A 24,619-nucleotide genomic window follows, 5' to 3' on the forward strand; every position below is an offset into this window, starting at 1 on the left:
TGTGGCGGTCAGTCGACGATCCGCACGTCGCCGAAGACCGCAGTGGCGTCGATCACGAGATCCGGTTCGCCGGTCGGGCGGGCGCGACGAAGGTCGCGCACGCCGCCGAAGACGGTCGTCGCGTCGAGGACGACGACGCGGTTCTCGGGGACGACGACCTCGACGTCGTCGAACACCGCGACGGCCTCGACAGCGGCCGGGATGGGAACGTCGATCCCTCGGAGATCGAGCCGGGCGTCCTCGAACAGTGCAGTCGCGCGGGTCACGCCCTCGCCGTCCCCGGTCGCGAACACGACCGCGGGTGAGCCCAAGAGCCCGCCGGCGCGACGCCCGCGCAGCAGCGACGCGCCGAACAGCACCACGAGGACCGGCCAGAACCCGCGCGCTTGCGCGGCGGTCAGGACGCCGAATTCGACGAGCAGCCAGCCGGCACCGACGAGGACGAACGTCCCCGGCCAGAACAGATGGCGGGCGCGTTCGGCGACCAGCCGGGACCCGCCGTACACGGCGAGCGCGCCGGCGAGGAACACCGCGAAGCCGTCGACGGCGACGATGCCGGTGGTGTCCGCGAGCAGGAGGGCCCCGAGGGCGACGACGAGGCCGCCGAGGAGGCGTCGCGTTCGGGGGATACGCGTGTCGGTACTGGTGTTGGCGTGTGAATCGACCATGGTGGACTCCGAGTGAGCCCCGTTGCTGTCGGGGTATCTCGTCCGTTCGGACGCGCCGCCGGATAATAAAGACACACTGACACGATATCGCGCGCCGCTCGGGTGGCGTACCCGGCCGCCGCCGGGATCGGTGCCGGTTGGACGAGATACGCGCCGGCGGGACGCGCGCCGTCACCAGCAGGACGCGGCCCGTCCTCAAGGGGGCACCATCGGTAGCCGCGGCGCGAATTCGGACGAAGTTTGGAGAGAGTTCGCCCGCAACTCGGCCGGACTCCCGTGGGAGTTCGGAAATCGTACTTACGCTGATAGGTTGTGGCGTGTGCTGTAGCAATGACGGACTCACGACGCAGTTCGAACGCGACCGACGACGCGACTTCCGACCGCTTCACCCGCCGCCGCTTCGCCGGCACGCTCGCGGCCGCCGGGGCCGTGGGTATCGCCGGCTGTTCCGGCGCCGGCGGCGACGCGGCAACGGAGGAGCCCACCGAGGCGATGGACACGCCGATGGACACCCCCACGGAGACCGAGACGGAGACGGCCGAACCCACCGAGGAGCCGGCCCCGAACCCGGACGTGGACGTGTTGAACTACGCGCTGACGCTGGAGCACCTGGAGAACGCCTTCTACCGCGAGGGATTCGACGAGTTCTCGAACGACGAGATCATGATGGCCGACTCCCTGTCGGAGTTCAGCGAGACGCTGCGGATGCAGGTGCCCGAGTACCTCGCGCTCGCCGGCGAACACGAGGCCGCGCACGTCGACGCCATCGCAGCGACGATCGAGGACCTCGGCGGCACGCCCGTCGAGGAGGCCGAATACGACTTCGGCTACTCGACGCCCTCGGAGTTCCTTGCAACCGCTGGCGCCTTGGAGAACACCGGCGTCGCCGCCTACACGGGCGCGGCCGCGGCGATCAAGCAGAACGCGGTGCTTGGTGCCGCCGCCGGCATCCAGAGCGTGGAGGCGCGCCACGCCTCGTTCCTCAACCTGATCAACGGCGAGATGCCGTACCCCAACGCCGTCGAGGAGGCGGCGAGCGTGGACGAGATCTTCGAGATCGCCGGCCAGTTCATCACCAGCGACGTCTCCTCGCCGGCGCCGCTCGACGGCGAGGACGAGCCGACCGCCGACCGGAAGGCGGACAACGACGTGAGCGACGTGGACGTGTTGAACTACGCGCTGACGCTGGAGCACCTGGAGAACGCCTTCTACCGCGAGGGGCTGGAGACGTACTCCGACGACGAGCTGATGAACGCGAGCGTGCTGTCCGACTACGGCGAGACGCTCCGGATGACGGTGCCCGATCGACTCCGGACGGCAGGCGAGCACGAGGCCGCGCACGTCAGCGCCATCGCCGATACGGTCGACCAACTCGGGGGCACGCCCGTCGAGGAGGCGACCTACGACTTCGGCTACTCGACACCCTCGGAATTCCTCGGCGTCGCCCGCGCGCTGGAGAACACCGGCGTCTCGGCGTACGCCGGGCAGGCCGGCACCGTCGCCAACGACCAGGTGTTCGGCGCGGCCGTCGGCATCCACGCCGTCGAGGCGCGCCACGCCTCGTTCCTCAACGAGTTGAACGTCGAGTCGCCGTTCCCGATGGCCGTCGACGAGCCGCGGACGATGGACGAGGTGGTCGAGATCGCCGGCCAGTTCATCGTCGAGGAGTGAGCATGTTCGAGCGTGACGCGCGGTTCGGCCGCCGCTGTCCCCGTTCGAACCGCCCGCCCGCGCTCGACCCCCCGCTGACGGTTCCTAGCAGCCACCTCCGGACGGGTACCCCGGTCGCTCGTCTCCCGCTTCCGATCCTTCCCGTCTGGAGGCGGGATGCGACCGCGGACGGGAGATAAGACGTGGTCTCTCTCTGGGCTGACGTCGCACGGATCGCGGCGGCCCTCAACCTCGTCCTGCTCGCCGTCCTGCTGGTCGTGTGGGGACGGAACGCGATCCGACTTCGCTCGTCGCACGCGCTCGGGCTGAGCACGTTCGCGGCGCTGTTGTTCGCGGAGAACGCGGTCGCGCTGTACTACTACCTCCTCGACCCGACGCTGTCGGCGTGGTTCTCCTCGGCGGTGCCGCCGGTCGCGTGGCGCGCGATGCTGACGCTGCACCTGCTGGAGACGGTCGCGCTCGCGGCACTGGTGCGGGTGACACTGGATTGAGGCGCGGGCCGCGACGGCTGTCCGACCCGCTCAGGTCTCCACCGGACAGCCGCGGATCTCGGCGCCGCGCATCCCGTCGGCCAGCCAGAACAGCGACAGGGCTAACGGGATCAGCGCGAGCAGCGTGAACTCCAGCCCGTCAAACGGGAGGAACAGCACGACGCCGGAAGCCCCGACCAGCGAGAGTACGCCGACGAGCACCGCCGATCCGCACGCGGCACAGCCGGCGCCGAGCGCGCCGAGGAACACGCCGACTGCGCTGCCCAGACCGCCGGTGGCACCCGGGCCAGTCCCGGGACGAGACCCCGTCTCGGTACTCGTGGCGTTTCCGCCGGCCGCGTCGCCGGTGAGGATCCCGTTTTCGCGGAGGTGATACCCGACGACCGCGACGTTCGCGCCGGCGAGGATCGCGATCGCGACGAGCATCGCACCCGCCAGCGACCCGTAGACCGTGCCGACGAACGGGTACTGTTCGACGAGGATCGTGACTCGAGCGTCGAGCGGGAGCGACCCGCCGACCACCGTGTCGCGCACGAGCGCGACGTTCTGTGAGAGCACGAATCCCGAGAGCGCGACGAGGCTCACGACGGCCGCGAGGATTCCGTAGGCCGGAACGCCGAGGACGAGCCGGATGGTGCGCGCAACGAGTCGGACGTCCCGCCGCGAGGACGGCAGCCGTGGGAGCCTCAATCGGCGGCGAACGCGGGTGAGTCGGCTCCTGACGCTCATAGCTGGAGCGCCGAGGTGATCGTCTCGTAGCTCACGTTGCCGGACGCGCGAGTGACGTACGCGCCGTCGCGGAACATGAATATCGTGGGCGTTCGGTCTACGCCCGCGGTCTCGCCGGCGTCGAGGTCGGCCTGTACCGCGCCGTCGTACGCCTTCGCCTCCGCGTCGGCGATGACGCCCGCAGCGTCGAGGTCGGTGTTCGACGAGAGGTACGATTCGGTTCGGTCGAGGACGTTGTCCGCGTCCAACTGTCCCTGCGAGGCGAAGTAGTAGTCGAACAGGGACCAGTAGGCGTCCTCGCCGCCATCGCGGGCGTAGGCGGCTTCGAGCGCCTGAACTCCTGGCTTCCCCCACGGGTAGATGATCGGGTACACGCGCGAGACGAGTCGGAGGTCGCCGTCGGCGACCGGGCCGGACCTGAGCCGGGCGCCGGCGTTCCGCTCGAAATTCCGGCAGGTGGGACAGGAGGGGTCCTCGAAGGTAACGACCGTCGCCCCGGCGTCTGTCTGCCCGAGCGCGGGCTGGGCGCCGAGCTCCGCCGCGACCGGGTGGTCGTCGATGGGGGTTCTCCCGGCCCTCGCGGCGTCGCCGTCGCCCCCGATCGCACCACCGAGACAGCCCGCGAACGCGCCGAGACCGGCGGTTCCAGCGGCGGCGATCGCCGCGCGTCGAGTCACTTCCATAGTCGACCACAGGTCGTGCCGGACAAGGAACCCATCTCGTGTGGGCGCAGAGAACGCACGACCGTCCTCCCCGGCGCGAACGCCGTCGCCCGTCCGTCTCGGCGGACGCCGCCTCCTGCACGGTGAGTTTAACAGGAGTCGGGCGGTATCTTTGGACGGAACACATGGACATCGACGCACACGCCGAGGAGCTCGCCTCCGCCCTCGGCGAAGACACAGCGGAGGTCAAACGCGACCTGGAGAACCTACTGGAGTACAGCGTCCCGATCGACGAGGCGAAGCAGTCCGTCCGACGGAAGTACGGCGGCGGAGGCGGCGGCGACGCGGCCCCGTCCTCGGTCGACATCGCCGAGATCACGCCAGACTCGGGCAACGTCACTGTCACCGCGCGCGTGCTGACGGTCGGACGACGGTCGATCCGCTACCAGGGTGACGACACGGTCATCCGCGAGGGCGAACTCGCTGACGAGACCGGGCGGCTCAGCTACACCGCCTGGCAGGACTTCGGCTTCGAGGCCGGCGACACGGTCGCGATCGGCAACGCGAGCGTCCGCGAGTGGGAGGGCGACCCCGAACTCAACCTCGGGGAGTCCTCGTCGGTCGCGATGGAACAGGAGCCGCTCGACGTCCCGTACGACGTGGGCGGCGACCGCGATCTCGTCGACCTCGCGGCCGGCGACCGCGGTCGCACGGTCGAGGCGAAGGTGCTCGAACTCGAACAGCGCACCATCGACGGTCGCGACGGCGAGACGACGATCCACTCGGGCGTCATCGGCGACGAGACCGCCCGGCTCCCGTTCACCGACTGGCAGGCGCGCGAGGAGGTCGTCGAGGGCGCCGAACTCCGCATGGAGGACGTGTACGTCCGGGAGTTCCGCGGCGTCCCGTCGGTGAACCTCACCGAGTTCACCGAGGTGTCGCCCGCGAGCGTCGAGGTGAGCGACGAGGCCCCGCGCGTCAGCATCGAGGAGGCCGTCACCTCCGGGGGGATGTACGACGTCGAGGTGCTCGGGAACGTCCTCGAAGTCCGCGACGGGTCGGGGCTGATCGAACGCTGTCCCGAGTGCGGCCGACTCGTCCAGAACGGCCAGTGTCGCAGCCACGGCCAGGTCGAGCCCGAGGACGACCTCCGGGTGAAGGCGATCCTCGACGACGGCACCGCGACCGTCACCGCCATCCTCGATAGCGAGTTGACCGAGGAGATCTACGGCGGCACCCTGGAGGAGGCGCTGGACGCCGCCCGCGACGCGATGAGCCGCGAGGTCGTTGCCGACGAGATCGCAGAGAAACTGGTCGGACGCGAGTATCGCGTGCGCGGTCACCTCTCTGTCGACGAGTACGGGGCGAACCTCGACGCCAGCGAGTTCGCGGCCAGCGGGGACGATCCGGCCGCGCGTGCGGCCGACCTGCTCTCGGAGGTGGGCGCGTGAGTTCCAGCGGCGACGGATCCGGCGACGACGACGGGCCGGGAACCCGAGAGGTCGCCCACCGGATCTTCGCGGCCGAGTTCGACGACGCGGACCTGGATCACTCCGAGAGCGACGAGGAGCGCGCGCCGAACTACGTGGTCACGCCGACCGGGCTCCGGGTGAACCGGCTGTTCGCGGTCGGCGTGCTCACCGAGGTCGAATCGGTGAACGAACAGACGCTGCGCGGGCGAGTCGTCGACCCGACGGGTGCGTTCGTCACCTACGCCGGACAGTACCAGCCGGACGAGGCGGCGTTCCTCGACCGGACGACGCCGCCGGCGTTCGTCGCGCTCACGGGGAAGGCGCGAACCTTCCAGCCGGAGGACTCCGACCTGGTGTACACGTCCGTGCGCCCGGAGAGCTTCGCGACGGTCGACGCCGACACGCGCGACCGCTGGGTCGTCTCCGCGGCGGAGGCGACGCTTCGTCGGGTCGCGGTGTTCGCCGAGGCGCTCGCGATGGACGAGCGCGGCACCCGGCTCCGCACCCGTCTCGAGGACGCGGGCGTGCCGACGGCGCTCGCGGCCGGGATCCCGCTCGCGATCGACCACTACGACACGGGCACGCGCTACCTGGAGGCGGTTCGGACGCTCGCGGTCGACGCGCTCGAAGTCGTCGCCGACGAGCGCGAGGAGGTCCGTGCGCTCGCGGTCGACCCCGACGACCGCGGCGGTGCCGACCTCGGCCCACTTCCCGACGTGTCCTACGACTTCGAGGGATCTGCCACGGCGGCGGAGACCGAGGACTCGGCGACCGACGCCCCCGCCGCGTCGAGCGACGACGCGGTGTCGACGGCGCCGACGGCGGACGAGTCGGGTGGGGTGGGGACGGATGAGGCCGCCGAACCGACAGAGACGGCGGGCACTGCAGCGGGCTCGACCGCCGGGGCAGAGACGGGTCCCGCGGCGAGTACCGAATCCGATCCCGCAGATTCAGCTGCCGACTCAACCGAACCACCGGCCGACGCGGCCGCTGGCGAGGAAGGGGACGCCGCTGTCGACGCGGCCGCTCCCGACGACGCTGCCGACGACGCGGACGCCGCGGTCGCGGAGGCGGACCCCGGAACGAGCGCGGAGCCCGACCCGGACGAATCCACCGCCGACAGCCTGGGAGATTTCGACGACGGCGACGGCGACCTCAGCGACGACGACCTCGGCGACTTCGACGCCGACGCGGACCCAGAAGACTTCGAGGACGCGCTCTCCGACGAGGAACGACAGGAGGTCGAAGCGGAGCACGGCGTGGAGTTCGCCACCGGGAGCGAGGTGTCCACTGCCGGCGAGGCGGACATCGAGACGCCCGACGCCGAGCCACCGAAGACGGAGACGGCAGAGACGGCAGAGACGCCGGAGACGGCAGAGACGCCAGAGACGCCGGAGACGGCAGAGCCGGCAGAAGACGATCTCGGTGCGGTCGACGGTGATCCTGCCACTACTACCGAGGGCGACACCGACAGCGTCGCTGGTGCCGACGGCGACGCAGATACCGACGTCGACAGTACCGCCGGTAGTGAGGACGCGGACGACGAGTCCGCCGCGGATGTCGACCTCGAGGACGCTGTGGTCGAGGTGATGAGCGATCTCGACGACGGCGACGGCGCCGACCGGGAGGCGGTCGTCGCGGCGACGGTCGAGCGCCACGGCGCCGGTCCCGACGACGCGGCGGACGCCATCCAGGAGGCGCTCATGAGCGGAAAGTGCTACGAGCCGGTTGACGGAACGCTCAAACCCATCTGATGGCGGCCGACGGTTCGGGCCGAAGTGGCGGTGCGGACCCGAATGGCGGTTCGGGCCAGCGCATCGGTTCGGACCGCCCTTCGCCGGCGCCGCTCGTCGAACCGGTGCCGGGCGCGCCGGCCGCTGTCGCAGACCTCGGCGATGAGACCGGGCTGCTCGTCGCAGACTACCACGCCGGGATCGAGGCCGGCCTCCGCTACGAGCGCGGCGTCGAACTCGACAGCGCGGGCGAGGAGCGGCGCGAGCGCGTGCTCGATCTACTCGCGCGCACCGGCGCCGACCGACTCGTTGTCCTCGGTGACCTGGCCCACCGCGTCGGCGGCGCCGGCGACGCTGAGACGGCCGAGATCGACGCCCTCCTGTCGGCGGTCGGGGTTCCTGTGACGCTCGTGATCGGGAATCACGACGCCGGGATCGCGGAAGCGTTCGAGGACCGAGTCGACGTGACCCCCGCCGGGGGCGCCCGCCTCGGCGACGTGGGCGTGCTCCACGGCCACACGTGGCCCGCGCCGGAGGTCCTCGGCGCTGACGTGATCTGCATGGGCCACGAGCACGTCGCCGTCAAGTTGGAGGACGCCGTCGGTGGCGCGCGCGCGGAGAAAGCGTGGCTGCGCGGGTCGCTCGCGCCCGCGGCGTTTGACGGCGAGGTCGATCTCGACGCCGCCGGCGTCGACTGGCGTGAGCCCGAACTCGTCGTGTTCCCGGCGTTCAACGACCGCTCCGGGGGCACGTGGGTGAACGTCGAGGGGCAGGGCTTTCTCGCGCCGTTTCTCCCCGCAGGGTTCACGGAGGGAGAGGCGTACCTCCTCGACGGCACTCGGCTGGGCGACTACCGGCGGATCTGACGGCCGCCCTGCGAACCGCCTCCGGATCGGTCAAACGACGCCCGGCGTGTGAGCGAATCACACGTTTCCGGCGGTGTGAGGGTCCGTATCACGCGTTTTCGGTGTGAAACAGCGAAGGAGTTATATACGGAAACCGTATATGTACAAGTACCAGAACGCCTTCGGGCGTGGTGGCATCGATCGTTGAATGACACGGTGTTTTCACCTACAGACGGGCGCAGGAAGTTGCAGAGCGTCCGCTCAGTCCGAAGCAGTATGGTGTCGAGGTAACGAATCATGGTAACGAAAGAAGAAGTTCTCGAAGAGTACGGTCTCGACCAGCTGGATGAATCACGAAACGTCTCCCTTTCCGAGGAGGAACTGGAGAACGATTCGAAGGGCCAGCTGATCAAGAAGGCCGGTCAGCTCCGTGACCGACGTAACGAGCTCAACCAGATGGCGTCCGAGCGCGCGTCCAAGCGCGACGACCTGAACGCGAAGACACGTGAGAAGGTCGACGAGGCCCAAGAGCACCGCGAGTCGCGGGACGAGCTCAACGAGCAGGTCCAAGAGCACAAGGAGTCGCGCAACACACTGAACGCCGAGGCGAACGAGCTGTTCGACGAGGTCGAGGAGATGAAGCAGGACCTCGAGCTCGGCTCGGGCAAGTCCATCGAGGAACTCAAAGAGGAGATCGAAGACCTCGAGTTCAAACAGCAGACCGAAGTCCTCGGCACCGACGAGGAGCGCGAACTCATCGAGAAAATCGAGAGCAAGCGCGAGAAGCTCGCCGAAAAGAAGGGCAAGGTCGATCAGAGTGGTGAACTCGAAGCGCTGATCGAGGAGGCCGAAGAGGTCCGCTCGGAGGCGTCGACGCACCACCAGAAGGTGACCGAGCTGGCCGACGAGGCCCAAGAGCACCACAACCAGATGATCGAGGCCTACCGCGAGGCCGACGAGATCCGCGACGAAGCGGACGCCATGCACGAGCTGTTCGTGGAGGCACAGGAGTCGGCCGACCAGCACCACGAGGACTTCGTCCGCGTCCAGAAGCGCCTGCGCGAACTGGACAAGGAGGAGGAGGAAGAGAAGAAGGAGGAGCGCGAGGCCAAGATGGAAGAGGAGCGCGAGGAGGCCGAGGAGATCTACCAGAAGTTCAAGGAAGGCGAAACCCTCGACACCGAGGACCTGATGAAGCTCCAGAAGACGGGGCTTCTCTAAGTCCGGAGTCCGACGTTCCGGCGGTCCGAATCGCAGTTTGACGCACCTGCAGTTTTCTGCACGTTCGGGAGCCCCGGCTGGCGGCGAGCCACCGGATCTTATTCCCGTCCCGGTCGAAGCGAAGCCATGACATCGTCCACGAAGCGGTCGGTCGCCAGCGTGGGGGTTCTGGCCGCCGCCGCCGTAATCGCAGCAGTCGTCGGATACGCGCTGTTCGTCGTCGTGCCGGGCGACCTCGCCGAGCTGGTCGGCGTCGTTCTCACTATCGCGGTCGTCGCGGTCGCGCTCAAGGTCGCCGGCGCGACGTTGGCGTCGCGGTTCGCCGACTACACCGTCGCCGAGGTCGCCGTCGACGGCCCGATCACCCGCGACGGCGACGCGAGCGGGTTCCCGCCGTCGCCGGGCTCCCCCAGCGCCGACGAGATCGTCGACCAGATCGAGCGCGCCGACGCGGACCCGAACGCCGAGGCGCTGCTGGTGAAGCTGAACACGCCCGGAGGGGAGATCGTTCCAAGCGAGGACATCCGGCTGGCGGCCGAGCGCTTCGACGGCCCGACCGTCGGCTACGCGACCGACACCTGCGCCAGCGGCGGCTACGCGATCGCCGCCGGCTGCGACGAACTGTGGGCGCGTGAGGGGAGCGTTGTCGGCTCCATCGGCGTCATCGGGTCGCGACCGAACGTCAACGAACTGGCCGACCGCCTCGGGATCAGCTACGAGCAGTTCACCGCCGGCGAGTACAAGGACGCCGGCCTCCCGCTCAAGGAGGTGACGCCCGACGAACGGGCATACCTCCAAGGTATCGTCGACGACTACTACGACCAGTTCATCGAACAGGTCGCGGCGGGCCGGGACATGGACCAAGACGAGATCCGCGAGACTGAGGCCCGGGTGTTCCTCGGCGCCGAGGCGCACGAGCGCGGGCTCGTCGACGAGCTCGGCGACCGCGAGGCCGTGCTCGACGGCCTCGAAGAACGAACCGGACGCGAGGCGATCGTCGAGGAGTTCACGCCCAGCCGAGGTCTCATGGGCCGGCTCCGGGGCAGCGCCGCCGCGGTGGCGTACGCGTTGGGTGCCGGCGTCGCGGGCGCCGTCGCCCGCGATGGGGCCGGCGACGGGGCTTCGGACGTTCGATTCCGACGATGAGCCAGCGGCTCGTGGGCCGTGACCCCCCGCCATGGTGGGCTTTTTCACCCGGGGGGACATCCCAACGCACGTGACGACGCTGGTCCTGTGCGTGGACCGTTCGAACGACGTCGGTCGGAAGGCCGGCGTCGACACTCCGGTCGTGGGGTGGGAGGCGGTCCGGTCGCTCGTGACGGATCTGGGCCTCGCAGACCCCGAGGACGCCGGCGTCAACTCGCTGCTCGAATCCCTCCGGGTCGCCCGCGACCTCTCCGACGAGGGCGAGGAGGTCGTCGTCGCGGTCGTCTCCGGCGCCGGCGACTCCGCGGTGCGCGCCGACCGCGCGCTCGCTCGCCAGCTCGACGACGTGCTCGCGACGAACGAGTTCGACTCCGCGGTCGTCGTCATCGACTCCGCCGCCGACGAGCGCGCCGTGCCGATGGTCGAGTCTCGGCTGCCCGTCGACGCCGTCGATCGCGTCGTCGTCCGGCAGGCGCGCGACCTCGAGTCGACGTACTACCTCCTCAAGCAGTTCATGGCCGACGAGGAGCTCCGCGAGACGGTGCTCGTGCCGATCGGCGTCGGACTGCTCATCCTCCCGGCGCTGCTCGTGTACTTCTCGCCGGCGATCGCGGTCGCGGCCGTGACGACGCTCCTGGGCGCGACGTTGTTGTACTACGGAATGGGGATGGACGAGGCAGTCGAGTCGGCGCCAGAGCACGCCCGGGAGGCGCTGTACTCCGGGCAGGTGTCGGTCGTGACGTACGTCGCCGCGCTCGGGCTCTCGGTCGTCGGCGTCTTCCTCGGCGTCCTCTCGGCGTCGCCCGTCGAGGGCGCGGAGTTCGTCGCCGGCCTGCAGTTCGCGTACGCCGCGGTGCCGTGGCTGGCGCTTGCGGCGCTGACGGCGTCGTTCGGCCGACTGCTCGACGAACTCATTCGAGACGAAGGCGTCCGGACCCCGTATCTGAACCTCCCGTTCGGCGTGCTCGCCGTCGGGCTGCTGTTTCGCGGCTTCGCGGGCTACTTCCTCGAACAGGAGGCGGGCAAGGAGCCGTTGGTCCTGCTCGGGTACGCGCTGTCGCCGACCCAGCGGCTCGCGGTGTTCATCGTCGGCGGCATCGCGCTCGCGCTCGTGGGCGTCCGCGTCGCCGCCAGCGTCTCCGACGAGACGCTCGACGAGGTTATCGACGAGACCGGATCCGGATCGACCGGCGACGCCGGCATCGGCGGAAACCGCGGCGACGGCGGCTGACCGAGAGCCGTAGTCCGTCGCGCCGAGTGGCTGTGGCCGGCCTATCGGCCGGTCGCGCGGACCAGTAGGTGCCGCTCGTGGGTACGCGTTGCTGCCGGGCACTCCCGGGCGGTCGGCAGATCAGATCCGCGCGCTCGTTCCCGTGTCCTGCTTCGGGCGGATCACGTCCGCGAGCGCGACGAGCACCCCGAACAGCCAGCCGACCGGGACCGAGATGCCGATCCACATGAGCACGTATGCGGTGCCGCGGAGTTCGAACCGCGCTCGAATGAACTCGTCGAGCCCGCCGACCGCGAGCGGTCCGTCGAGGATCCACACTGCAAGCGACGTGGTGTTCGGGAAGACCACGTCCGCCAGCGCGGGCGAGTACAGCGCTGCGACGACCGGCGGGAGCAGAAACGCGGTTACGGCGGCGGGATACGCGATCAGAACGCTCGTCCCTCGGCCGGCGATGCGCGAGGCGCCGACGGCGACCGCAGCCGCGACGGTCGCGACCACGCCGGCGGCCCCGACGGCCAGTAATCCGTTCATCGAGAACTCCCGCATCCAGGCGGCGACGGTGAGCGCCCCCCACGCGAACAGCGAGAGGAGGACGACGCCGACGACGCCCAGCCGCGCGGCCGCCGAATCGATCCTGCTGGCGTAGACGCGGGCGGCCAATCCGAACAACAACAGCGGGTAGCCGACGGCGACGAGGGGCGCGCCGATGGCGGCCCAGAGGTAGTACGTGATCGCCTGCGGGGTCGTCTCCGGCGTCCACTTCCCGACGACTCTGCCGGGGTCGAGCTGGCGGGGGAACGCCAGCTCCATCCACGTGGCGTGGAGCCTGGTGATGTCGATCCGGACGGCGCCAAACAGCCCCGTGGAACGTTGCTCCATCGAGCGTGCGATCCGGCGGCCGCCGATTGAAGGTTTCGCTCGTCCGTCGTTCGTTTCACCCGCCCGAACGGTTCGAGAGAGACCGCGGTGGCGACCGTCACGACAGCGGGGCCGACCGTGTCAGTTCCAGGGTGCGAATCCGGGGTCGACGCGACGGTCCTCTCGATCGATCGCGTCGATCGCTGCCACGTCTTCGTCGTCCAACGTCACACCGATCGACTCCCAATTGTCGCGGATGTGCGCCTCGCTCGTGGCCTTCGGGATCGCAGTGACGCCCTTCTCGCGCAGCCACGCGAGACTCACCTGTGCCTCGCTTGCGTCGTGCTTCTCTGCGATCTCCGTCAGCTCCGGCACGTCGAACACCTGCCCGCGCGCGAGCGGAGAGTAGGCCACGAGCTCCACGTCGTGTTCGCCACAGGCCTCTCGAAGCTCCTCCTGCTGGAGCAGCGGGTGCAACTCGATCTGGTTCGCGAAGATCGGCGCGTCGCTGACCTCCACGGCCTCCGCGACCTGCGCGGGTTCGAAGTTGGAGATGCCGATCCGATCGATCAGGCCGTCGTCGTACAGCTCGTTGAACGCCGCGAGCGTCTCCTCGGCGTCGTACTCGCGCGCCGGCCAGTGGACGTACATGAGATCGACGGAATCGACGCCGAGGCGGTCGAGGCTCTCCTCGGTCGTCCGTCGCACGTCCGCGGGCGCGAGGTTGTCGATCCACACCTTGGTCGCGAGAAACACGTCCTCACGGGCCACCTCGGCCCGGGCGATGCCGTCGCCGACCTCCGCCTCGTTGCCGTAGATCTGGGCGGTGTCGATGTGGCGATATCCCATCTCGAGGGCGGTCGCGACGGCGTTGCGACACGCCTCGGGATCCGTGTTCTCCCAGGTACCGAGGCCGAGCGTCGGCATGCCGTTGGCGGACGGAACGTCGTCGGGGTCGACCGACTGGTGGTCTGTCATCGATCGACCCGAGGCGACTCGCGCGAAAAGGCGTTGTGGCAGGTGCGCGGGCTGCCGGTAGTACGCGACTCACGGTGCCGCCGGGGCCGCACCGCGCTGTCGCCGCGGCGGTGTCGGATCGGACCTCTGTCAGCCGATGTAGCGCAGTTCGTCCTCGCTTGGCATCCCGCCGCCGCCGCCTTGCATCTCCTGGATCTTGCCGACGACTTCCTCCATCTCCTCGGCGCGCTCCTCCAAGTCGGCGAAGTCGACCTCGATGTCGAGCAGGCCTTGGAGCACTTCGAGTACGGCCTGCGCGCTCTTCGGGTCGACGAGATAGCCGGAGGTCTCGCCCATCAGACACGCCGCCGGGAGGCCGCGCCGGGCGCCCAGCCCGAGCACCAGCCCGGAGACGCCGACGATGCCGCCGGCGGGCTCGTTCTCCCGGAACTCGACGCCCGCGGCCTCCAGTTCCTCGCGGTCGATGTCGTCGGTGCGCGCGGCGAGCACGCCGTACTCGTCGTCCTCGATGAGTTCGCCCGTCGGCACCCCGCCGAGCGCGAACGCGCGCTCGCAGCCGAACTCCTCGGCGATGTCGAGGAACGCGGTCGTCAGGGTGTAGTGCCCCTCGTTACTGGCGGCCTGGTGGTCGCCGGTGAGCACGACGAGGTCCTGGCCGTCGGCGTCGACGTGGTGGAACTCCGCGTGGGTCAGCTCCGCGACGCCGTCGTCGTCGACCGTCACCTGCGGGGGGAAGTCGGTCGTGTACACGCGCCTGACGAGCTCGCCGTCGAACTCCTCGACGAGGTGCTCGGCGACGAGCTTGCCGACGTGGCCGACGCCGGGAAGCCCCTCGATGAACACCGGGTCTTCGAGCTCGGGGTCGGCGACGACCTCGATGTCGATGTCGTCCATGGTCGTTGCTGGCGGGCGGGGGAGGTAAAGACGCGTCGGCTCGACCCGTTCGATCCGTCTTCGGCGGATCTGTGCGTGTGCGCCGTGTTTCCGTCGCGGTGATCGCGACCGCGACGGCGACCGCGAAAGTCCAGTCCGGGATTCGACGAGCGTCGTCGCTTCCCGCTGCTCGGCGGGCACGCTCTCGGTCCGTCGGGGGCATCGTTGGTCGAAACCCGGCTCCCGCTACTCGCCCGCGGCGTTCGCGCCGCCGTCGCGGTTTCGACGGCGGGCGCGCCGTCGGTACTTCCCGTGTGGGTCCTCCGGGTTGAACGGCGCGGGCGCGGAGTTGACGGCGGCTGCGCCGCACTCGGGGCAGGCGTCGCCGAGGGTGTAGACGGGGCGATCGTGGGCCGTCTCCCAGTCGGCGCACACCCGAATGTCGGACTTCACGTGTCGGGAGCGGGTTACTCGTCCTCGGTCTCGCGCTCGCGGTGGAAGCGACCGGTGCCGCCCGTGGCCTCGATCGCCTCGCGGGCGCGCTCGGCGGACGCCTCCAGTTCGGTCTCGGCGGTCTTGTAGTCGGGCGCGCGAACGCGGATGCGGTACTCCGGGGAGCCGACGTACGACACGTCGAGTTCGATCTCGTCGGGAACCTCCCCGTTGCCCTCAGCGGCGTCGAGCGCCTCGCGCACGTCGTCGACGCCGTCGTGGCCCGGGGAGGAGAGGTCGACGTAGCCCGTGACGTTCACGTACGGCACCGAGACGTTCTCGCGTGCGGTCTCGACGATGGCCTCGACTTGGTCGTCGCTGAGATCGACGTCCTCCAGCGCCTCCTCGCCGTGGATCGCGGCTGCCTCGAAACCGTCGTACATCGAGCCGAACTCGGCGTACAGCGCCTCGGCGACTTCGGTGTACGTGTCGTCGTCGATGTCCTCGCCGAAGGCGATGGTCATCCAGTTGTCGGCCTTGCGCTCGTTCTTCCACTCCTGGATCTTGTCCGAGCGCTGGTGGTCGTTGACGTCCTTGATCGACAGATCGATCTGCTGGCTCGACTCGTCCACGTCGAGCACCTTCGCGACGACGCGGTCGCCGACGTTCACGTGGTCGCGGATGTTCTTGATCCACCCGGAGGCGACCTCCGAGACGTGACACAGTCCGCGCTTGTCTTCGTACTCGTCCAAGTCGACGAACACGCCGAAGTCCGCGATCTCGTCGATCTCGCCGACGACGAGTTCGCCCTGCTCGGGCCAGCCGGTGAATTTCATGCGCGAGTGTACCCGACCGAGCCTAATACCGTTTGTCAATCGCTGGGCGATCGAGACGCTCGCTCGCTGCGGTGGCCCGCGGAGGCAGGCCTCTGTGGCTGCCGGGCGCGCGTGAGGGTCACGCGAGCGGAAGCGAGTGTGACCTCGCCAGAGCTTGCTCTGACGGAGGACGAGCGGGCCGGCGCGGCGCCGCCGCGCCGACGGCGAGCGAATCGGCTGGGGAGGTCGTGGCCGTCGGGTGACGACGCCAGTCCCCGATCGGCAGCTACCCGGAGGCGTTGTCGACCGTGTGATCCTCCCGTCGTGGCACAACTCGAGACGCAGTCTAACGCAGTCGCTCGAGCCGATGTGAAAAGCGACCCGCGAAGAAGCCGAGATTACCGCGCTTCGACGGTCTCGACGACCTCGCCGGCGAACTCGGCGTCGCCGCCGGTGGGTCGCGCGAGCGTCGTCCCGCAGACGGCGCAGTTGACCTCGCTGGCGGCCTTGCCGAAGACGACCTGCTCGTTCTCGCAGTCCGGACACGTGACGCGGAAGAAGCTCCCTGCCATGCTTACTCCTGGAAGGTGAGCCGACCCGCGCGCCATCCCTCGCGCATGTGGGCCTTGCCGCAGTCGCCGCAGCGGTACTTCAGGTGGGTCTTCTTGGTCGGCTTGTCGCCACCGGGCACCTTCGAGAACTTGCCGGCGTTCCCGATGACGGACGTGCCGCGGGCCTGCTGGCGGTCGGTCCACTTCATACCGGTCTGGCGGCCGGTTCGGACCTTCTCGACTTCGTGTTCGTGGTGAGCGTTGCAGTGCGGGCAGTACGTGTTCATCCGGCGTGGCATCTCCATAGCGGTATCTCCTCTTGTCACGTGCTTCTGCGTCGGCGCTTAAAACCCATACGGTACGGAGTTGCTCGACGTGTGATCCGGTTCCAGCCGATCGGGACGGGAACCGCGGCGGCCGCGGCGCCCCGGCGCCCGCTGTCGCCGCCGCTTCAGTACTTCGGATCCGCGCCCGAGACCGCGTACAAGTCGTCCATGAGCGAGTCGCGGCGGTCCTGCCAGGCGTCGAACGCGCCCCGTCGTTCCGGATATCGGTCGTAGTGGTCCTTCAGGTCGCCGGCGATGCCGCGGACCTTGTACAGTTCACGCAGCGTGTCCCAGTGACCGTACGTGTCGAACAGCGTCTTCAGCTTCAGGCGCAGGCTCATCGATGTCTCTCCTTTCGTCATCGCGTTCAACAGCTGCTGAGCCGGGAGCGCGGTGACGATGTCGGTGAGTTCGTCCACGTCGTGGGCCGTCCCCCAGATGTTGTACACGTCCATCGCGGCGAAGCGCTTGCCGAAGTCGGTCATCACGTCGTGGTTGTAGCGCCACAGGCGCTCTTCGCTCACGTCGCCCTCGGTAACGGCGTCGATCGCGCGCTTGACCGCCCAGTGAGCTGACTTCGCGGCGCCGGGGATGCCGCCGCCGGTGGTGGGGTTGACGTGGCCGGCGGCGTCGCCGACGGCGACGAAGCCGTCCGCGACCGCCGAATCGTACGGTCGGCGGGTCGGGAGCGACGCACCGAGTTTGTCCTTCACGGTCGCGCCGTCGAACTCCGGGCGGCGGCTCATGTCGCGTTTGAGCACCTCGACGAGCTTCATCGGTGGCTCGGTCATCTGGAAGCCGAGCCCGGCGTTGATCTCGGTGCCCGTCCGCGGGAAGTACCAGAGGTACCCCAGCTCTTCGGTCGGTTTGAACACGATGGCGTCCTCGTAGTCGACGGGCTCCGGTACCTCGACGACCTCGCGGTAGGCCGAACAGAACTGCGAGTACGAGACGTTCGTGTCGAAGCTGGCGTCGCCGAAGTCGCCCTTATCCTGGAGGATAGACAGCGCGCCCGCGGCGTCGACGGTGAGCTCCGCCTCGTAGGTGACGGGGTCGCCCTTCCGCTTGGCGCGCACGCCGGTCACGGTGTCGCTCTCGTCTTGCACCACGTCCTGGACGACGGTGTCGTAGTGGATGTCGGCGCCGGCGCGCTCGGTCTCCTCGAGGATGATCTCGCCGTATCGCTTGCGATCGATGACCGCACCCGCCTGCCCGAACGGCACGTCGAGTTCCTCGCCTGTCTTGGGATTCTCGAACACCGCGCGGCGGATGCTCTGGTTGGTGAACGACTCCTCCCGGAGGTAGTCGAGGTCGATGACGTCCGGGAACGTCGACTTCCCCTTGATCGCGTCGCCGCAGGCGATGTGACCCGCCTCCTCCTCGGGTTTTCGCTCGAGGACGACGACGTCGAGCCCCTCGCTGGCCGCCGTCGAGGCGGCGAAGGCGCCCGCCGTCCCCGCGCCGACGACGACGATATCGTACGAGTCCGATGCCGCAGACATAACCCCTTCTTCCGAATCGGCCCTCAAAAAAGGCGCGTATCCGGCCGCGCCCGCACGTTGAGGCACTACTCGGCCGCCGGGATGATCGGCCGTCGGGTACTTCGCCCCTCAGACCGCGCGCGTCTCACTCCCGCGGTCGCCGTCGCCGTCGCCCTCCTGCGGAAACCGGGACTCCGCCACCGCGAACGTCAGCGTCGAGAGGACGCCGATGAGCGTCCCAGCGGTCAGCGCGAGCGCGAGCCGCGTGAGCGACAGCGGCGTCGTCCCGACCGACGGGGCCCCCGGCAGGAAGTAGCCCGACAGCCCGTACAACACGATCGCGATCGCGACGACGTAGAACGGGGCGTTGAGGTACCGCCAGCGGAACCGCTCGGCGAGGTACTCGTCTGTCACCTGGCCCAGCGAGGACGTGATACCGGCGGCCGCAGCCCACTGGACGGAGGCGTGGACAAACACCGCCAGCTGCTGGGTGATCGTGAGGTCGGTCGCGCCGGCGGCCTCGGCGGCGCCGAGCGCGTCCAAGCCCTGAACCCCGCCGATGACGAGCAGCGCCAGGGCGACGAGGTAGGTGACGATCGTGACGCGCCCGGCGTACAGGCTGGTGCGGACGCGCGCCGCCACCCCGTCGACGGCCTCCTCCAGCCCGAGTCCCCGCCACAGCGAGTACAGGCCCAAGAGCGTGGATATCGAGCCGAACACGACGGCCCCGGGAAGCTCCAGCATCCCGGCGATCACCGAGAAGGGGTACACGAGCAGAAGCACGCCCAGCGGGATGAGGATCGTCCCTCTGGTCTCGGGGTCCGACAGCACCTGCTTCATCGTGTAGTAGATCGATTCGAGGTCCTGGGCCTGTCGAACGACGACCCTGCGAACGCCGTCCAGCGGGACCCGCGAGCGGATCACCGGCAGCACCGACTCGTCTTGCGCGCCGTCGGTGATCACGATCGCACGGACCTCCTCGCCGGTTGACAAGGCCGCAAGGACCGTGTCGACCTCCTCGCCGACGGCCCGGTTCGCCTTCACGTCGCCCTCGTTGACGCCCGTGACCGCGGCGACCGCGACCTCCTCGTCGACGGTCGGGTCGGCGCGCAGGTCCTCGTAGGCGTTGATGGCCTGAAACAGCACGTTCACGTCAGAGTCCTCTGGGTCGGCGGTGGCGAGCTGCACTGCCGCGTCCTCCACGGCGTCCCGGCCGATGACCGGCGTGCGGACGCCGGTCTTGCGGCCGAGGTCGTCGTCGAGGTCGACGGGGAGGACGAGGATCATTTCCGTGCGGCGGATACTGTCTCCGGGTATATCTGCCTTCGGGGGAGACCGTGCGCGGCGGGCGGGCGATCGGCCCACTGAGCGGTGATCGGAGAGTGAACAGTGACGGGAAGCGTCGTAGCCGATCCGACGACGGCCTCGAAAGCTCTGCTGGCCCCTCCAGCCCCACCCGCCGCGACCGCACGCCCACGCCCTCCCCACCCGACTCACCCGGTCGCTCCCGCTCCCTCGTTCGTCCCTCGCGCGCGTCCGGCGGACACAGCGGTCCGCCGGTACGCGCCAACCGGTTGTCGGTCGCACACCGTGTGACGGACCACGACCTCCGGCCCGGTCGTCCGCGGAGGGGCTGAACGGGGGCGACTGTCGGGGCCTGCTGCGTCGCGGTCTCCCTCTCAGCGTCGGACCCCGGCGATCACGGGAACCGACGCAGTAAACACGCCGCCCGCGAATCACGAACCAATGAGAGCGGCGCTCGTCATCCTCGACGGCTGGGGCCTCGGCGACCACGACAGACGCGACGCGGTGAAGGCCGCCGACACCCCGAACTTCGACCGACTCACGAACGCCGGCGCGTTCGGGACGCTCACCGCCTACGGCCGCGACGTGGGCCTGCCCGACGACCAGATGGGCAACTCCGAGGTCGGCCACATGAACATCGGCGCGGGCCGCACGGTCTACCAGGAGTACACCCGGATCAACGACGCGATCGGGGCCGACGAGTTCGTCGACGGGACCGCCATCGAGCGGGCGTTCGACCACGCCGACGCCACCGGCGGCCGGGTCCACTTCCTCGGGCTCGTCAGCGACGGTGGCGTCCACTCCGACCAGGCGCACCTCCACGCCCTGATCGACGCCGCCGCCGACCGCGGCGTCGAGGCGGTCACCCACGCGTTCACCGACGGCCGCGACACCGCCCCGAAGTCCGGGCGCGACTTCCTCGCGAAACTCGACGCGCACGCCGTCGACCGCGGCACCGGCGACACGGCCACCGTCTGCGGCCGCTACCACGCGATGGACCGCGACCGGAACTGGGAGCGCACGAAGCGGGCGTACGACGCGATCGTGAACCGCGAGGCGCCTCACCGTGCGGGTTCCGCGGTCGAGGCCGTCGAGGCCAGCTACGCTCGCGGCGACACCGACGAGTTCGTCGAGCCGACCGTGATCGACGGCGAGCCCGGGATCGAAGACGGCGACGGCGTCGTCTTCTTCAACTTCCGCGCCGACCGCGCGCGCCAGCTCACCCGGATGCTCGCCGACATCGACCCCGACGACTGGGCCGCCGAGGGGATCGCGACGAGTCCGCCCGACGTGGCGCTTGTCACCGTGACGGAGTACGACGCCGAGTTCGATCTCCCGGTCGCGTTCCCGCCGACGCAGCCCGAGGACACGCTGGGGGAGGTACTCTCGGAAGCGGGGCTCACGCAACTCCGGATGGCCGAGTCCGAGAAGTACGCCCACGTCACGTACTTCCTCAACGGCGGTCGCGAGGTGGAGTTCGACGGCGAACTGCGCCGGATCGTCGAGTCGCCGGACGTACCCACCTACGACGAGACGCCGGAGATGAGCGCCGTCGAGCTCACCGACACCGCGATCGACCTGATCGGGGTCGAGGACCCCGACGTGCTCGTACTCAACTACGCGAACCCGGATATGGTGGGCCACACCGGCGACTTCGAGGCCGCCGTCGCCGCCGTGGAGGCAGTCGATCGCGAACTCGGCCGCCTCGCCGAGGCAGTCCGCGCCGCGGGCGGCCACCTGCTTGTCACGGCCGATCACGGCAACGCCGACGACATGGGAACGCCCGAGGACCCGCACACGGCCCACACGTTCGCGCCGGTGCCGTTCGTCGCTGTCACGCCCGCGGGCGACGACGGCGGGTTGGCCGTTCGCGACAGCGGCTCGCTCATCGATATCGCGCCGACGCTGCTGTCGCTGCTCGACGTTGCACAGCCGGCGGCGATGACGGGCGAGTCGCTGTTGGTCGAGCAGTAGAGCAGTACAGAACCCGCCCCGTCGAGGGGTGAGCGCCGGGTCGGTTAGGTCGACAGCATCCGCTCTGCGGTCACGACGCGGACGCTCGCGGGCCGTTTCACGTACTCGCCTTCCGACTCGGCGACGATCTGGTCGACCCCGCGCTGGGCGGCCACGTCGAGCACGCGCTGGGTGAGCTCTCCGTCGACCACGAGCGCGACCGCCGAGCCGTCGCTGTCGGAGATCGCATCGAAGGCGTCCGCCGCGGGCACCTCATCGACGATCCCGCACTCGGCGTCGAGGAGACGCGCGCGGTTCGATCCCTCGACGATCACTCGATCGACGTGGTCGCGAAGGGATCCCGACGCCGTTCGGCCATCGCGCTCGTCCGCGTCTCCGTCGGCGACATCGTTCGAGGCTGCGTCGCCGGCCTCCGAGTCGCCGCGTTCGACTGCGTCGGCCGCCGGCGATGACTCCTCGACCGGATCGTCCGCGGCCGTCGGTTCCCCCGGGTCGGTTGGCTCGGGTTCTCCCTGCGGCTCCGGCGACTGCGGGGTCGGCGGTTCCTCCGGGGCTGGACCTCCGCTTGCACCGCCGGCTTCGGTGCCGGGCGCGTCGGCGTCGCTGTCGCCGTCGGGACGGGCGGTCCCGGCGCTGCCGTCGGTCACGGCGACTCTGGAGTCCGACGCCGGGTCGCCGCCGTCGAGATCGAGCGACTCGAACGGCGCCTTCTCGCGCAGCGCCGCCATCAGCTCGTGGCGAGAGAGGTCCTCGACCGAGCGCCCCTCGGGCGCAAACGCGACGTAGTCCACGTCGCCGACCTGCGCGAGCTCCTTGAGGATGAGCTCGCCGCCGCGGTCGCCGTCGAGGAACGCGGTGACCGTGCGTTCGGCCGTGAGGTCGGCGACGGCGTCCGGGACGTTCGTTCCCTCGACGGCGATGCCGTTCTTGATGCCGCACTTCAACAGCGTGAGCACGTCCGCACGCCCCTCGACCACGACGATGGCGTCGGAGTCGTGGACCCGCGGACCGGCCGGAAGCCCCCGGTACTCGTCGATGCGCTCGACGCGGTTGGCCTCTCGCACCTCCGTGAGGATCTCGGTGGAGTCCATGACCGACTCGTCGAACGAAGAGGTGAGCAGTTCCTTCGCGCGCTCCACGACCTCGCGACGCTTGGCCGAGCGCATGTCCTCGATATCCGAGACCTCGACGCGCGCCTCGCAGGGCCCCACGCGCGTAATCGCCTCGAGACTGGCTGCGAGGATCGACGTCTCGACCTTGTCGAGCCCGGACGCGATGGTGATCTCGCCGAAGCTCTGTCCGTTCTCGCTGTCGATCTGTACGTCTATTCGTCCGATCTTCGACGACTCTTGCAGGTCGCGGAGGTCCAGCTCGTTGCCGAGCAAGCCCTCGGTCTGTCCGAACACAGCGCCGACGACGTCGCTCCGCTCGACGACGCCGTCCGCCGTGATTCTGGCGTGAATGAGGTATTTGGCTGAATCGTCCATGTGATGTCCCCTCCATGGGGTGTGATGGTGATGTGGCGGCCGAACGCCGCCGACGCATATATAAACGCGGCGCGGTGGAAATACCTGTCGTCAGAGGACGGTACCCGAGGGAACCCGCCGTCCCACGCCTCGCGAAAGAACCATACCCGACCGGTCCTGACGCGCCACTACCGAGGCCGCACGAGCGGCCATCCACGCTACCGCGGCCATCCCCAGCCATGAACGAGGACCACGTCCAAGCGCTGTGTGACCAGGAAACGATGATCGAACGGGCAAGGGGCGACGACGCGCCCGAGTGGCTGACCCGGCACGTCGAGACGTTCACCGGCGCGCTCGCCGGGGAGCGAAACGGGACTCCGTTCCCGTGTCACTTCGGGACCAACGCGCTGGAGCGCGGGGACCTCCTGTACACGGCGGTCCCGTCGCTCACCGACCCGGAGGCGCTGTTCGGGTTTCGCGACGCCCTCCTGGAGTACCTCGACACGTACCGGGACCACGCCGAACTCGCGCCGCTCGTGACGTTCTTCGCCCCGCCGGCGGACGGCGTCGATGCGGTCTCGGAGGCCGGCTGGCACGAGGCGCTGTGGCACGTGCTTCAGTTCCTCCACGTGAACGACCCGGAGCCGTGGCCCGCGGACGTGCCGACCGACCCCGACGACTCCCACTGGGAGTTCTGTTTCGGCGGCACGCCGATGTTCCCGACCTCGCGAGCGCCCTTTTATCACGACCGTCGGAGCCGATACTGCCCGGTCGGGCTGGAGATCACGTTCCAGCCGCGCGACGTGTTCGACGGTCTCACCCACGACACCGAAGCGGGCGCCCATGCCCGCGAGGTGATTCAGGACCGCCTCGGCGACTACGACGGCCGCTGTCCCCACGCCGATCTGGGTGATTACGGCGTGGAGGGCGACCGCGAGTGGCGCCAGTACCTTTTCTCCGAGGACGAGTCCCAGTTCCCCGACGAGTGCCCGATTACCGTGACCCGCGAGGTCACCGCGCTGGACGCTGACCCCGGAGACGCCGGCGGCGTCGGAGCCGACTGATGGCCGGCGCTGAACCCCCGTGGGCCGAGGACGACGGACCGAGCGACGCCTCCCGCAACGACCTGCCGGCGCTACTCTTGATCGACTTCCAAGCCGGATTCGACGACCCGGGGTACGGCGACCGCAACAACCCCGAGGCGGAGGCGAACGCCGTGCGACTGCTCGACGCCTGGCGCGAGCGCGACGGCCCCGTCTTCCACGTCCGTCACGACTCGACCGAGCCGGCGTCGCCGCTTCGGGGCGACGCTCCCGGCTTCGCGTTCAAGGAGGCGTTCGTCCCCCGAGACAGCGAGCCCGACCTTGTCAAACGCGTCAACTCGGCGTTCGTCGGCACCGATCTGGAGGCGCGCCTGCGCGACGGGGGCCACGACCGACTCGTGGTCGTCGGCCTCACCACGGACCACTGCGTGTCGACGACGACACGCATGGCCGAAAACCTCGGGTTCGCCCCGACGGTCGTCACCGACGCGACGGCGACGCACGCACGGACCGGCCCCGAGGGGGAACGGTTCGACGCCGAGCTTGTCCACCGAACGGCGCTTTCGCACCTGCGCGGGGAGTTCGCGTCGCTGGCGACGACCGAAGACCTGCTTGCGGCGCTGGACGAGTCGTGAACTTCCTCCGGAC

The 24,619-nt window shown here is 69.4% G+C and carries 24 protein-coding genes; 11 read left to right on the top strand and 13 right to left on the bottom strand.

All coding sequences use genetic code 11. The features are described 5' to 3' along the window. Positions 1-8 precede the first annotated feature (8 nt). On the bottom strand, positions 9-668 hold the full coding sequence (locus P0Y41_RS13090) for a hypothetical protein (RefSeq protein WP_284061757.1): 660 nt from the start codon (positions 666-668) through the stop codon (positions 9-11). 330 nt (positions 669-998) lie between these two features. Between P0Y41_RS13090 and P0Y41_RS13095 the strand changes: the two genes are divergently transcribed. Both P0Y41_RS13095 and P0Y41_RS13100 read left to right on the top strand, forming a co-directional pair. Next, the gene (locus P0Y41_RS13095; RefSeq protein WP_284061758.1) at positions 999-2,339 is read left to right on the top strand and encodes a ferritin-like domain-containing protein; all 1,341 of its coding nucleotides are present in this window, start codon (positions 999-1,001) and stop codon (positions 2,337-2,339) included. 182 nt (positions 2,340-2,521) lie between these two features. Then, positions 2,522-2,830: a DUF8036 family membrane protein gene (locus P0Y41_RS13100; protein WP_284061759.1), complete on the top strand. Its 309-nt coding sequence runs from the start codon at positions 2,522-2,524 to the stop codon at positions 2,828-2,830. Positions 2,831-2,860: 30 nt separating this feature from the next. On the opposite strand, the gene P0Y41_RS13105 is transcribed toward P0Y41_RS13100, so the two are convergent. Then, entirely contained in the window at positions 2,861-3,559 is a 699-nt protein-coding gene (locus tag P0Y41_RS13105) for a hypothetical protein (protein WP_284061760.1), read from the bottom strand. Further along, on the bottom strand, positions 3,556-4,242 hold the full coding sequence (locus tag P0Y41_RS13110; protein ID WP_284061761.1) for a DsbA family protein: 687 nt from the start codon (positions 4,240-4,242) through the stop codon (positions 3,556-3,558). The genes P0Y41_RS13105 and P0Y41_RS13110 overlap by 4 nt, the downstream gene beginning before the upstream one ends. Positions 4,243-4,406: 164 nt before the next feature. Here P0Y41_RS13110 and P0Y41_RS13115 point away from each other — a divergent pair, with 164 nt between their 5' ends. From P0Y41_RS13115 to P0Y41_RS13140, 6 genes are all read left to right on the top strand, one after another. Continuing rightward, positions 4,407-5,672, top strand: a complete 1,266-nt coding sequence (locus tag P0Y41_RS13115) for a Single-stranded DNA binding protein (RefSeq protein WP_284061762.1) — start codon at positions 4,407-4,409, stop codon at positions 5,670-5,672. Then, positions 5,669-7,447 carry a hypothetical protein gene (locus tag P0Y41_RS13120; protein WP_284061763.1) on the top strand — a complete coding sequence of 593 codons (1,779 nt, stop codon included), beginning with the start codon at positions 5,669-5,671 and terminating at the stop codon, positions 7,445-7,447. The genes P0Y41_RS13115 and P0Y41_RS13120 overlap by 4 nt, the downstream gene beginning before the upstream one ends. Next, the gene (locus P0Y41_RS13125; RefSeq protein ID WP_284061764.1) at positions 7,447-8,292 is read left to right on the top strand and encodes a metallophosphoesterase; all 846 of its coding nucleotides are present in this window, start codon (positions 7,447-7,449) and stop codon (positions 8,290-8,292) included. The genes P0Y41_RS13120 and P0Y41_RS13125 overlap by 1 nt, the downstream gene beginning before the upstream one ends. A gap of 276 nt (positions 8,293-8,568) precedes the next feature. Then, complete coding sequence (locus tag P0Y41_RS13130; RefSeq protein ID WP_284061765.1) at positions 8,569-9,492, top strand: coiled-coil protein; 924 nt, start codon at positions 8,569-8,571, stop codon at positions 9,490-9,492. A 126-nt stretch (positions 9,493-9,618) separates the two neighbouring features. After that, on the top strand, positions 9,619-10,638 hold the full coding sequence (sppA, locus tag P0Y41_RS13135) for a signal peptide peptidase SppA (protein ID WP_284061766.1): 1,020 nt from the start codon (positions 9,619-9,621) through the stop codon (positions 10,636-10,638). A 70-nt stretch (positions 10,639-10,708) separates the two neighbouring features. Continuing rightward, on the top strand, positions 10,709-11,869 hold the full coding sequence (locus P0Y41_RS13140; RefSeq protein ID WP_284061767.1) for a DUF373 family protein: 1,161 nt from the start codon (positions 10,709-10,711) through the stop codon (positions 11,867-11,869). 120 nt (positions 11,870-11,989) lie between these two features. On the opposite strand, the gene P0Y41_RS13145 is transcribed toward P0Y41_RS13140, so the two are convergent. The 9 genes from P0Y41_RS13145 to P0Y41_RS13185 all read right to left on the bottom strand — a co-directional run bounded on the left by P0Y41_RS13145 (position 11,990) and on the right by P0Y41_RS13185 (position 19,470). After that, positions 11,990-12,748: a hypothetical protein gene (locus P0Y41_RS13145; protein ID WP_284061768.1), complete on the bottom strand. Its 759-nt coding sequence runs from the start codon at positions 12,746-12,748 to the stop codon at positions 11,990-11,992. Positions 12,749-12,868: 120 nt separating this feature from the next. After that, on the bottom strand, positions 12,869-13,654 hold the full coding sequence (locus P0Y41_RS13150; RefSeq protein ID WP_284063420.1) for an aldo/keto reductase: 786 nt from the start codon (positions 13,652-13,654) through the stop codon (positions 12,869-12,871). A gap of 180 nt (positions 13,655-13,834) precedes the next feature. Beyond that, the gene (locus P0Y41_RS13155) at positions 13,835-14,599 is read right to left on the bottom strand and encodes a proteasome assembly chaperone family protein (protein WP_284061769.1); all 765 of its coding nucleotides are present in this window, start codon (positions 14,597-14,599) and stop codon (positions 13,835-13,837) included. A gap of 225 nt (positions 14,600-14,824) precedes the next feature. After that, on the bottom strand, positions 14,825-15,031 hold the full coding sequence (locus P0Y41_RS13160; RefSeq protein WP_284061770.1) for an RNA-protein complex protein Nop10: 207 nt from the start codon (positions 15,029-15,031) through the stop codon (positions 14,825-14,827). A gap of 14 nt (positions 15,032-15,045) precedes the next feature. Further along, positions 15,046-15,846: a translation initiation factor IF-2 subunit alpha gene (locus P0Y41_RS13165; protein WP_284061771.1), complete on the bottom strand. Its 801-nt coding sequence runs from the start codon at positions 15,844-15,846 to the stop codon at positions 15,046-15,048. A gap of 377 nt (positions 15,847-16,223) precedes the next feature. Continuing rightward, complete coding sequence (locus tag P0Y41_RS13170; RefSeq protein WP_222607126.1) at positions 16,224-16,397, bottom strand: 30S ribosomal protein S27e; 174 nt, start codon at positions 16,395-16,397, stop codon at positions 16,224-16,226. A gap of 2 nt (positions 16,398-16,399) precedes the next feature. Further along, the gene (locus tag P0Y41_RS13175) at positions 16,400-16,681 is read right to left on the bottom strand and encodes a 50S ribosomal protein L44e (protein ID WP_073306840.1); all 282 of its coding nucleotides are present in this window, start codon (positions 16,679-16,681) and stop codon (positions 16,400-16,402) included. Between the two features lie 146 nt (positions 16,682-16,827). Beyond that, positions 16,828-18,204, bottom strand: coding sequence for a geranylgeranyl reductase family protein (locus P0Y41_RS13180; protein ID WP_284061772.1), 1,377 nt, complete (start codon positions 18,202-18,204; stop codon positions 16,828-16,830). Between the two features lie 108 nt (positions 18,205-18,312). After that, positions 18,313-19,470: a DUF373 family protein gene (locus P0Y41_RS13185; RefSeq protein ID WP_284061773.1), complete on the bottom strand. Its 1,158-nt coding sequence runs from the start codon at positions 19,468-19,470 to the stop codon at positions 18,313-18,315. 459 nt (positions 19,471-19,929) lie between these two features. On the opposite strand from P0Y41_RS13185, the gene gpmI reads away from it, so the two are divergent. Further along, positions 19,930-21,462 carry a 2,3-bisphosphoglycerate-independent phosphoglycerate mutase gene (gene gpmI / locus P0Y41_RS13190; RefSeq protein WP_284061774.1) on the top strand — a complete coding sequence of 511 codons (1,533 nt, stop codon included), beginning with the start codon at positions 19,930-19,932 and terminating at the stop codon, positions 21,460-21,462. 44 nt (positions 21,463-21,506) lie between these two features. Here the strand turns inward: gpmI and dnaG are convergent, their stop codons facing one another. Continuing rightward, positions 21,507-22,949 (bottom strand): DNA primase DnaG, encoded by a 1,443-nt coding sequence (dnaG, locus tag P0Y41_RS13195; RefSeq protein WP_284061775.1) that lies wholly within the window; start codon positions 22,947-22,949, stop codon positions 21,507-21,509. Between the two features lie 218 nt (positions 22,950-23,167). Here dnaG and P0Y41_RS13200 point away from each other — a divergent pair, with 218 nt between their 5' ends. Both P0Y41_RS13200 and P0Y41_RS13205 read left to right on the top strand, forming a co-directional pair. Beyond that, a complete protein-coding gene (locus P0Y41_RS13200; RefSeq protein ID WP_284061776.1) occupies positions 23,168-23,992 on the top strand; it encodes a YqcI/YcgG family protein in 825 nt (274 codons plus the stop codon). After that, positions 23,992-24,606 carry a cysteine hydrolase family protein gene (locus tag P0Y41_RS13205; RefSeq protein WP_284061777.1) on the top strand — a complete coding sequence of 205 codons (615 nt, stop codon included), beginning with the start codon at positions 23,992-23,994 and terminating at the stop codon, positions 24,604-24,606. The genes P0Y41_RS13200 and P0Y41_RS13205 overlap by 1 nt, the downstream gene beginning before the upstream one ends. Positions 24,607-24,619 lie beyond the last annotated feature (13 nt).

Origin of the sequence: Halobaculum halobium, assembly GCF_030127145.1 — an archaeon.
GTDB lineage: Archaea > Halobacteriota > Halobacteria > Halobacteriales > Haloferacaceae > Halobaculum > Halobaculum halobium.

Coding starts and splice junctions, on each gene's coding strand:
- P0Y41_RS13165 (WP_284061771.1), bottom strand. CDS start 15,846: ATGAAATTCACCGGCTGGCCCGAGCAGGGCGAACTCGTCGTCGGCGAG.
- P0Y41_RS13130 (WP_284061765.1), top strand. CDS start 8,569: ATGGTAACGAAAGAAGAAGTTCTCGAAGAGTACGGTCTCGACCAGCTG.
- P0Y41_RS13090 (WP_284061757.1), bottom strand. CDS start 668: ATGGTCGATTCACACGCCAACACCAGTACCGACACGCGTATCCCCCGA.
- P0Y41_RS13205 (WP_284061777.1), top strand. CDS start 23,992: ATGGCCGGCGCTGAACCCCCGTGGGCCGAGGACGACGGACCGAGCGAC.
- P0Y41_RS13115 (WP_284061762.1), top strand. CDS start 4,407: ATGGACATCGACGCACACGCCGAGGAGCTCGCCTCCGCCCTCGGCGAA.
- P0Y41_RS13155 (WP_284061769.1), bottom strand. CDS start 14,599: ATGGACGACATCGACATCGAGGTCGTCGCCGACCCCGAGCTCGAAGAC.
- P0Y41_RS13105 (WP_284061760.1), bottom strand. CDS start 3,559: ATGAGCGTCAGGAGCCGACTCACCCGCGTTCGCCGCCGATTGAGGCTC.
- P0Y41_RS13110 (WP_284061761.1), bottom strand. CDS start 4,242: ATGGAAGTGACTCGACGCGCGGCGATCGCCGCCGCTGGAACCGCCGGT.
- P0Y41_RS13170 (WP_222607126.1), bottom strand. CDS start 16,397: ATGGCAGGGAGCTTCTTCCGCGTCACGTGTCCGGACTGCGAGAACGAG.
- P0Y41_RS13150 (WP_284063420.1), bottom strand. CDS start 13,654: ATGCCGACGCTCGGCCTCGGTACCTGGGAGAACACGGATCCCGAGGCG.
- P0Y41_RS13185 (WP_284061773.1), bottom strand. CDS start 19,470: ATGATCCTCGTCCTCCCCGTCGACCTCGACGACGACCTCGGCCGCAAG.
- sppA (WP_284061766.1), top strand. CDS start 9,619: ATGACATCGTCCACGAAGCGGTCGGTCGCCAGCGTGGGGGTTCTGGCC.
- P0Y41_RS13145 (WP_284061768.1), bottom strand. CDS start 12,748: ATGGAGCAACGTTCCACGGGGCTGTTTGGCGCCGTCCGGATCGACATC.
- gpmI (WP_284061774.1), top strand. CDS start 19,930: ATGAGAGCGGCGCTCGTCATCCTCGACGGCTGGGGCCTCGGCGACCAC.
- P0Y41_RS13180 (WP_284061772.1), bottom strand. CDS start 18,204: ATGTCTGCGGCATCGGACTCGTACGATATCGTCGTCGTCGGCGCGGGG.
- P0Y41_RS13125 (WP_284061764.1), top strand. CDS start 7,447: ATGGCGGCCGACGGTTCGGGCCGAAGTGGCGGTGCGGACCCGAATGGC.
- P0Y41_RS13200 (WP_284061776.1), top strand. CDS start 23,168: ATGAACGAGGACCACGTCCAAGCGCTGTGTGACCAGGAAACGATGATC.
- P0Y41_RS13095 (WP_284061758.1), top strand. CDS start 999: ATGACGGACTCACGACGCAGTTCGAACGCGACCGACGACGCGACTTCC.
- dnaG (WP_284061775.1), bottom strand. CDS start 22,949: ATGGACGATTCAGCCAAATACCTCATTCACGCCAGAATCACGGCGGAC.
- P0Y41_RS13175 (WP_073306840.1), bottom strand. CDS start 16,681: ATGGAGATGCCACGCCGGATGAACACGTACTGCCCGCACTGCAACGCT.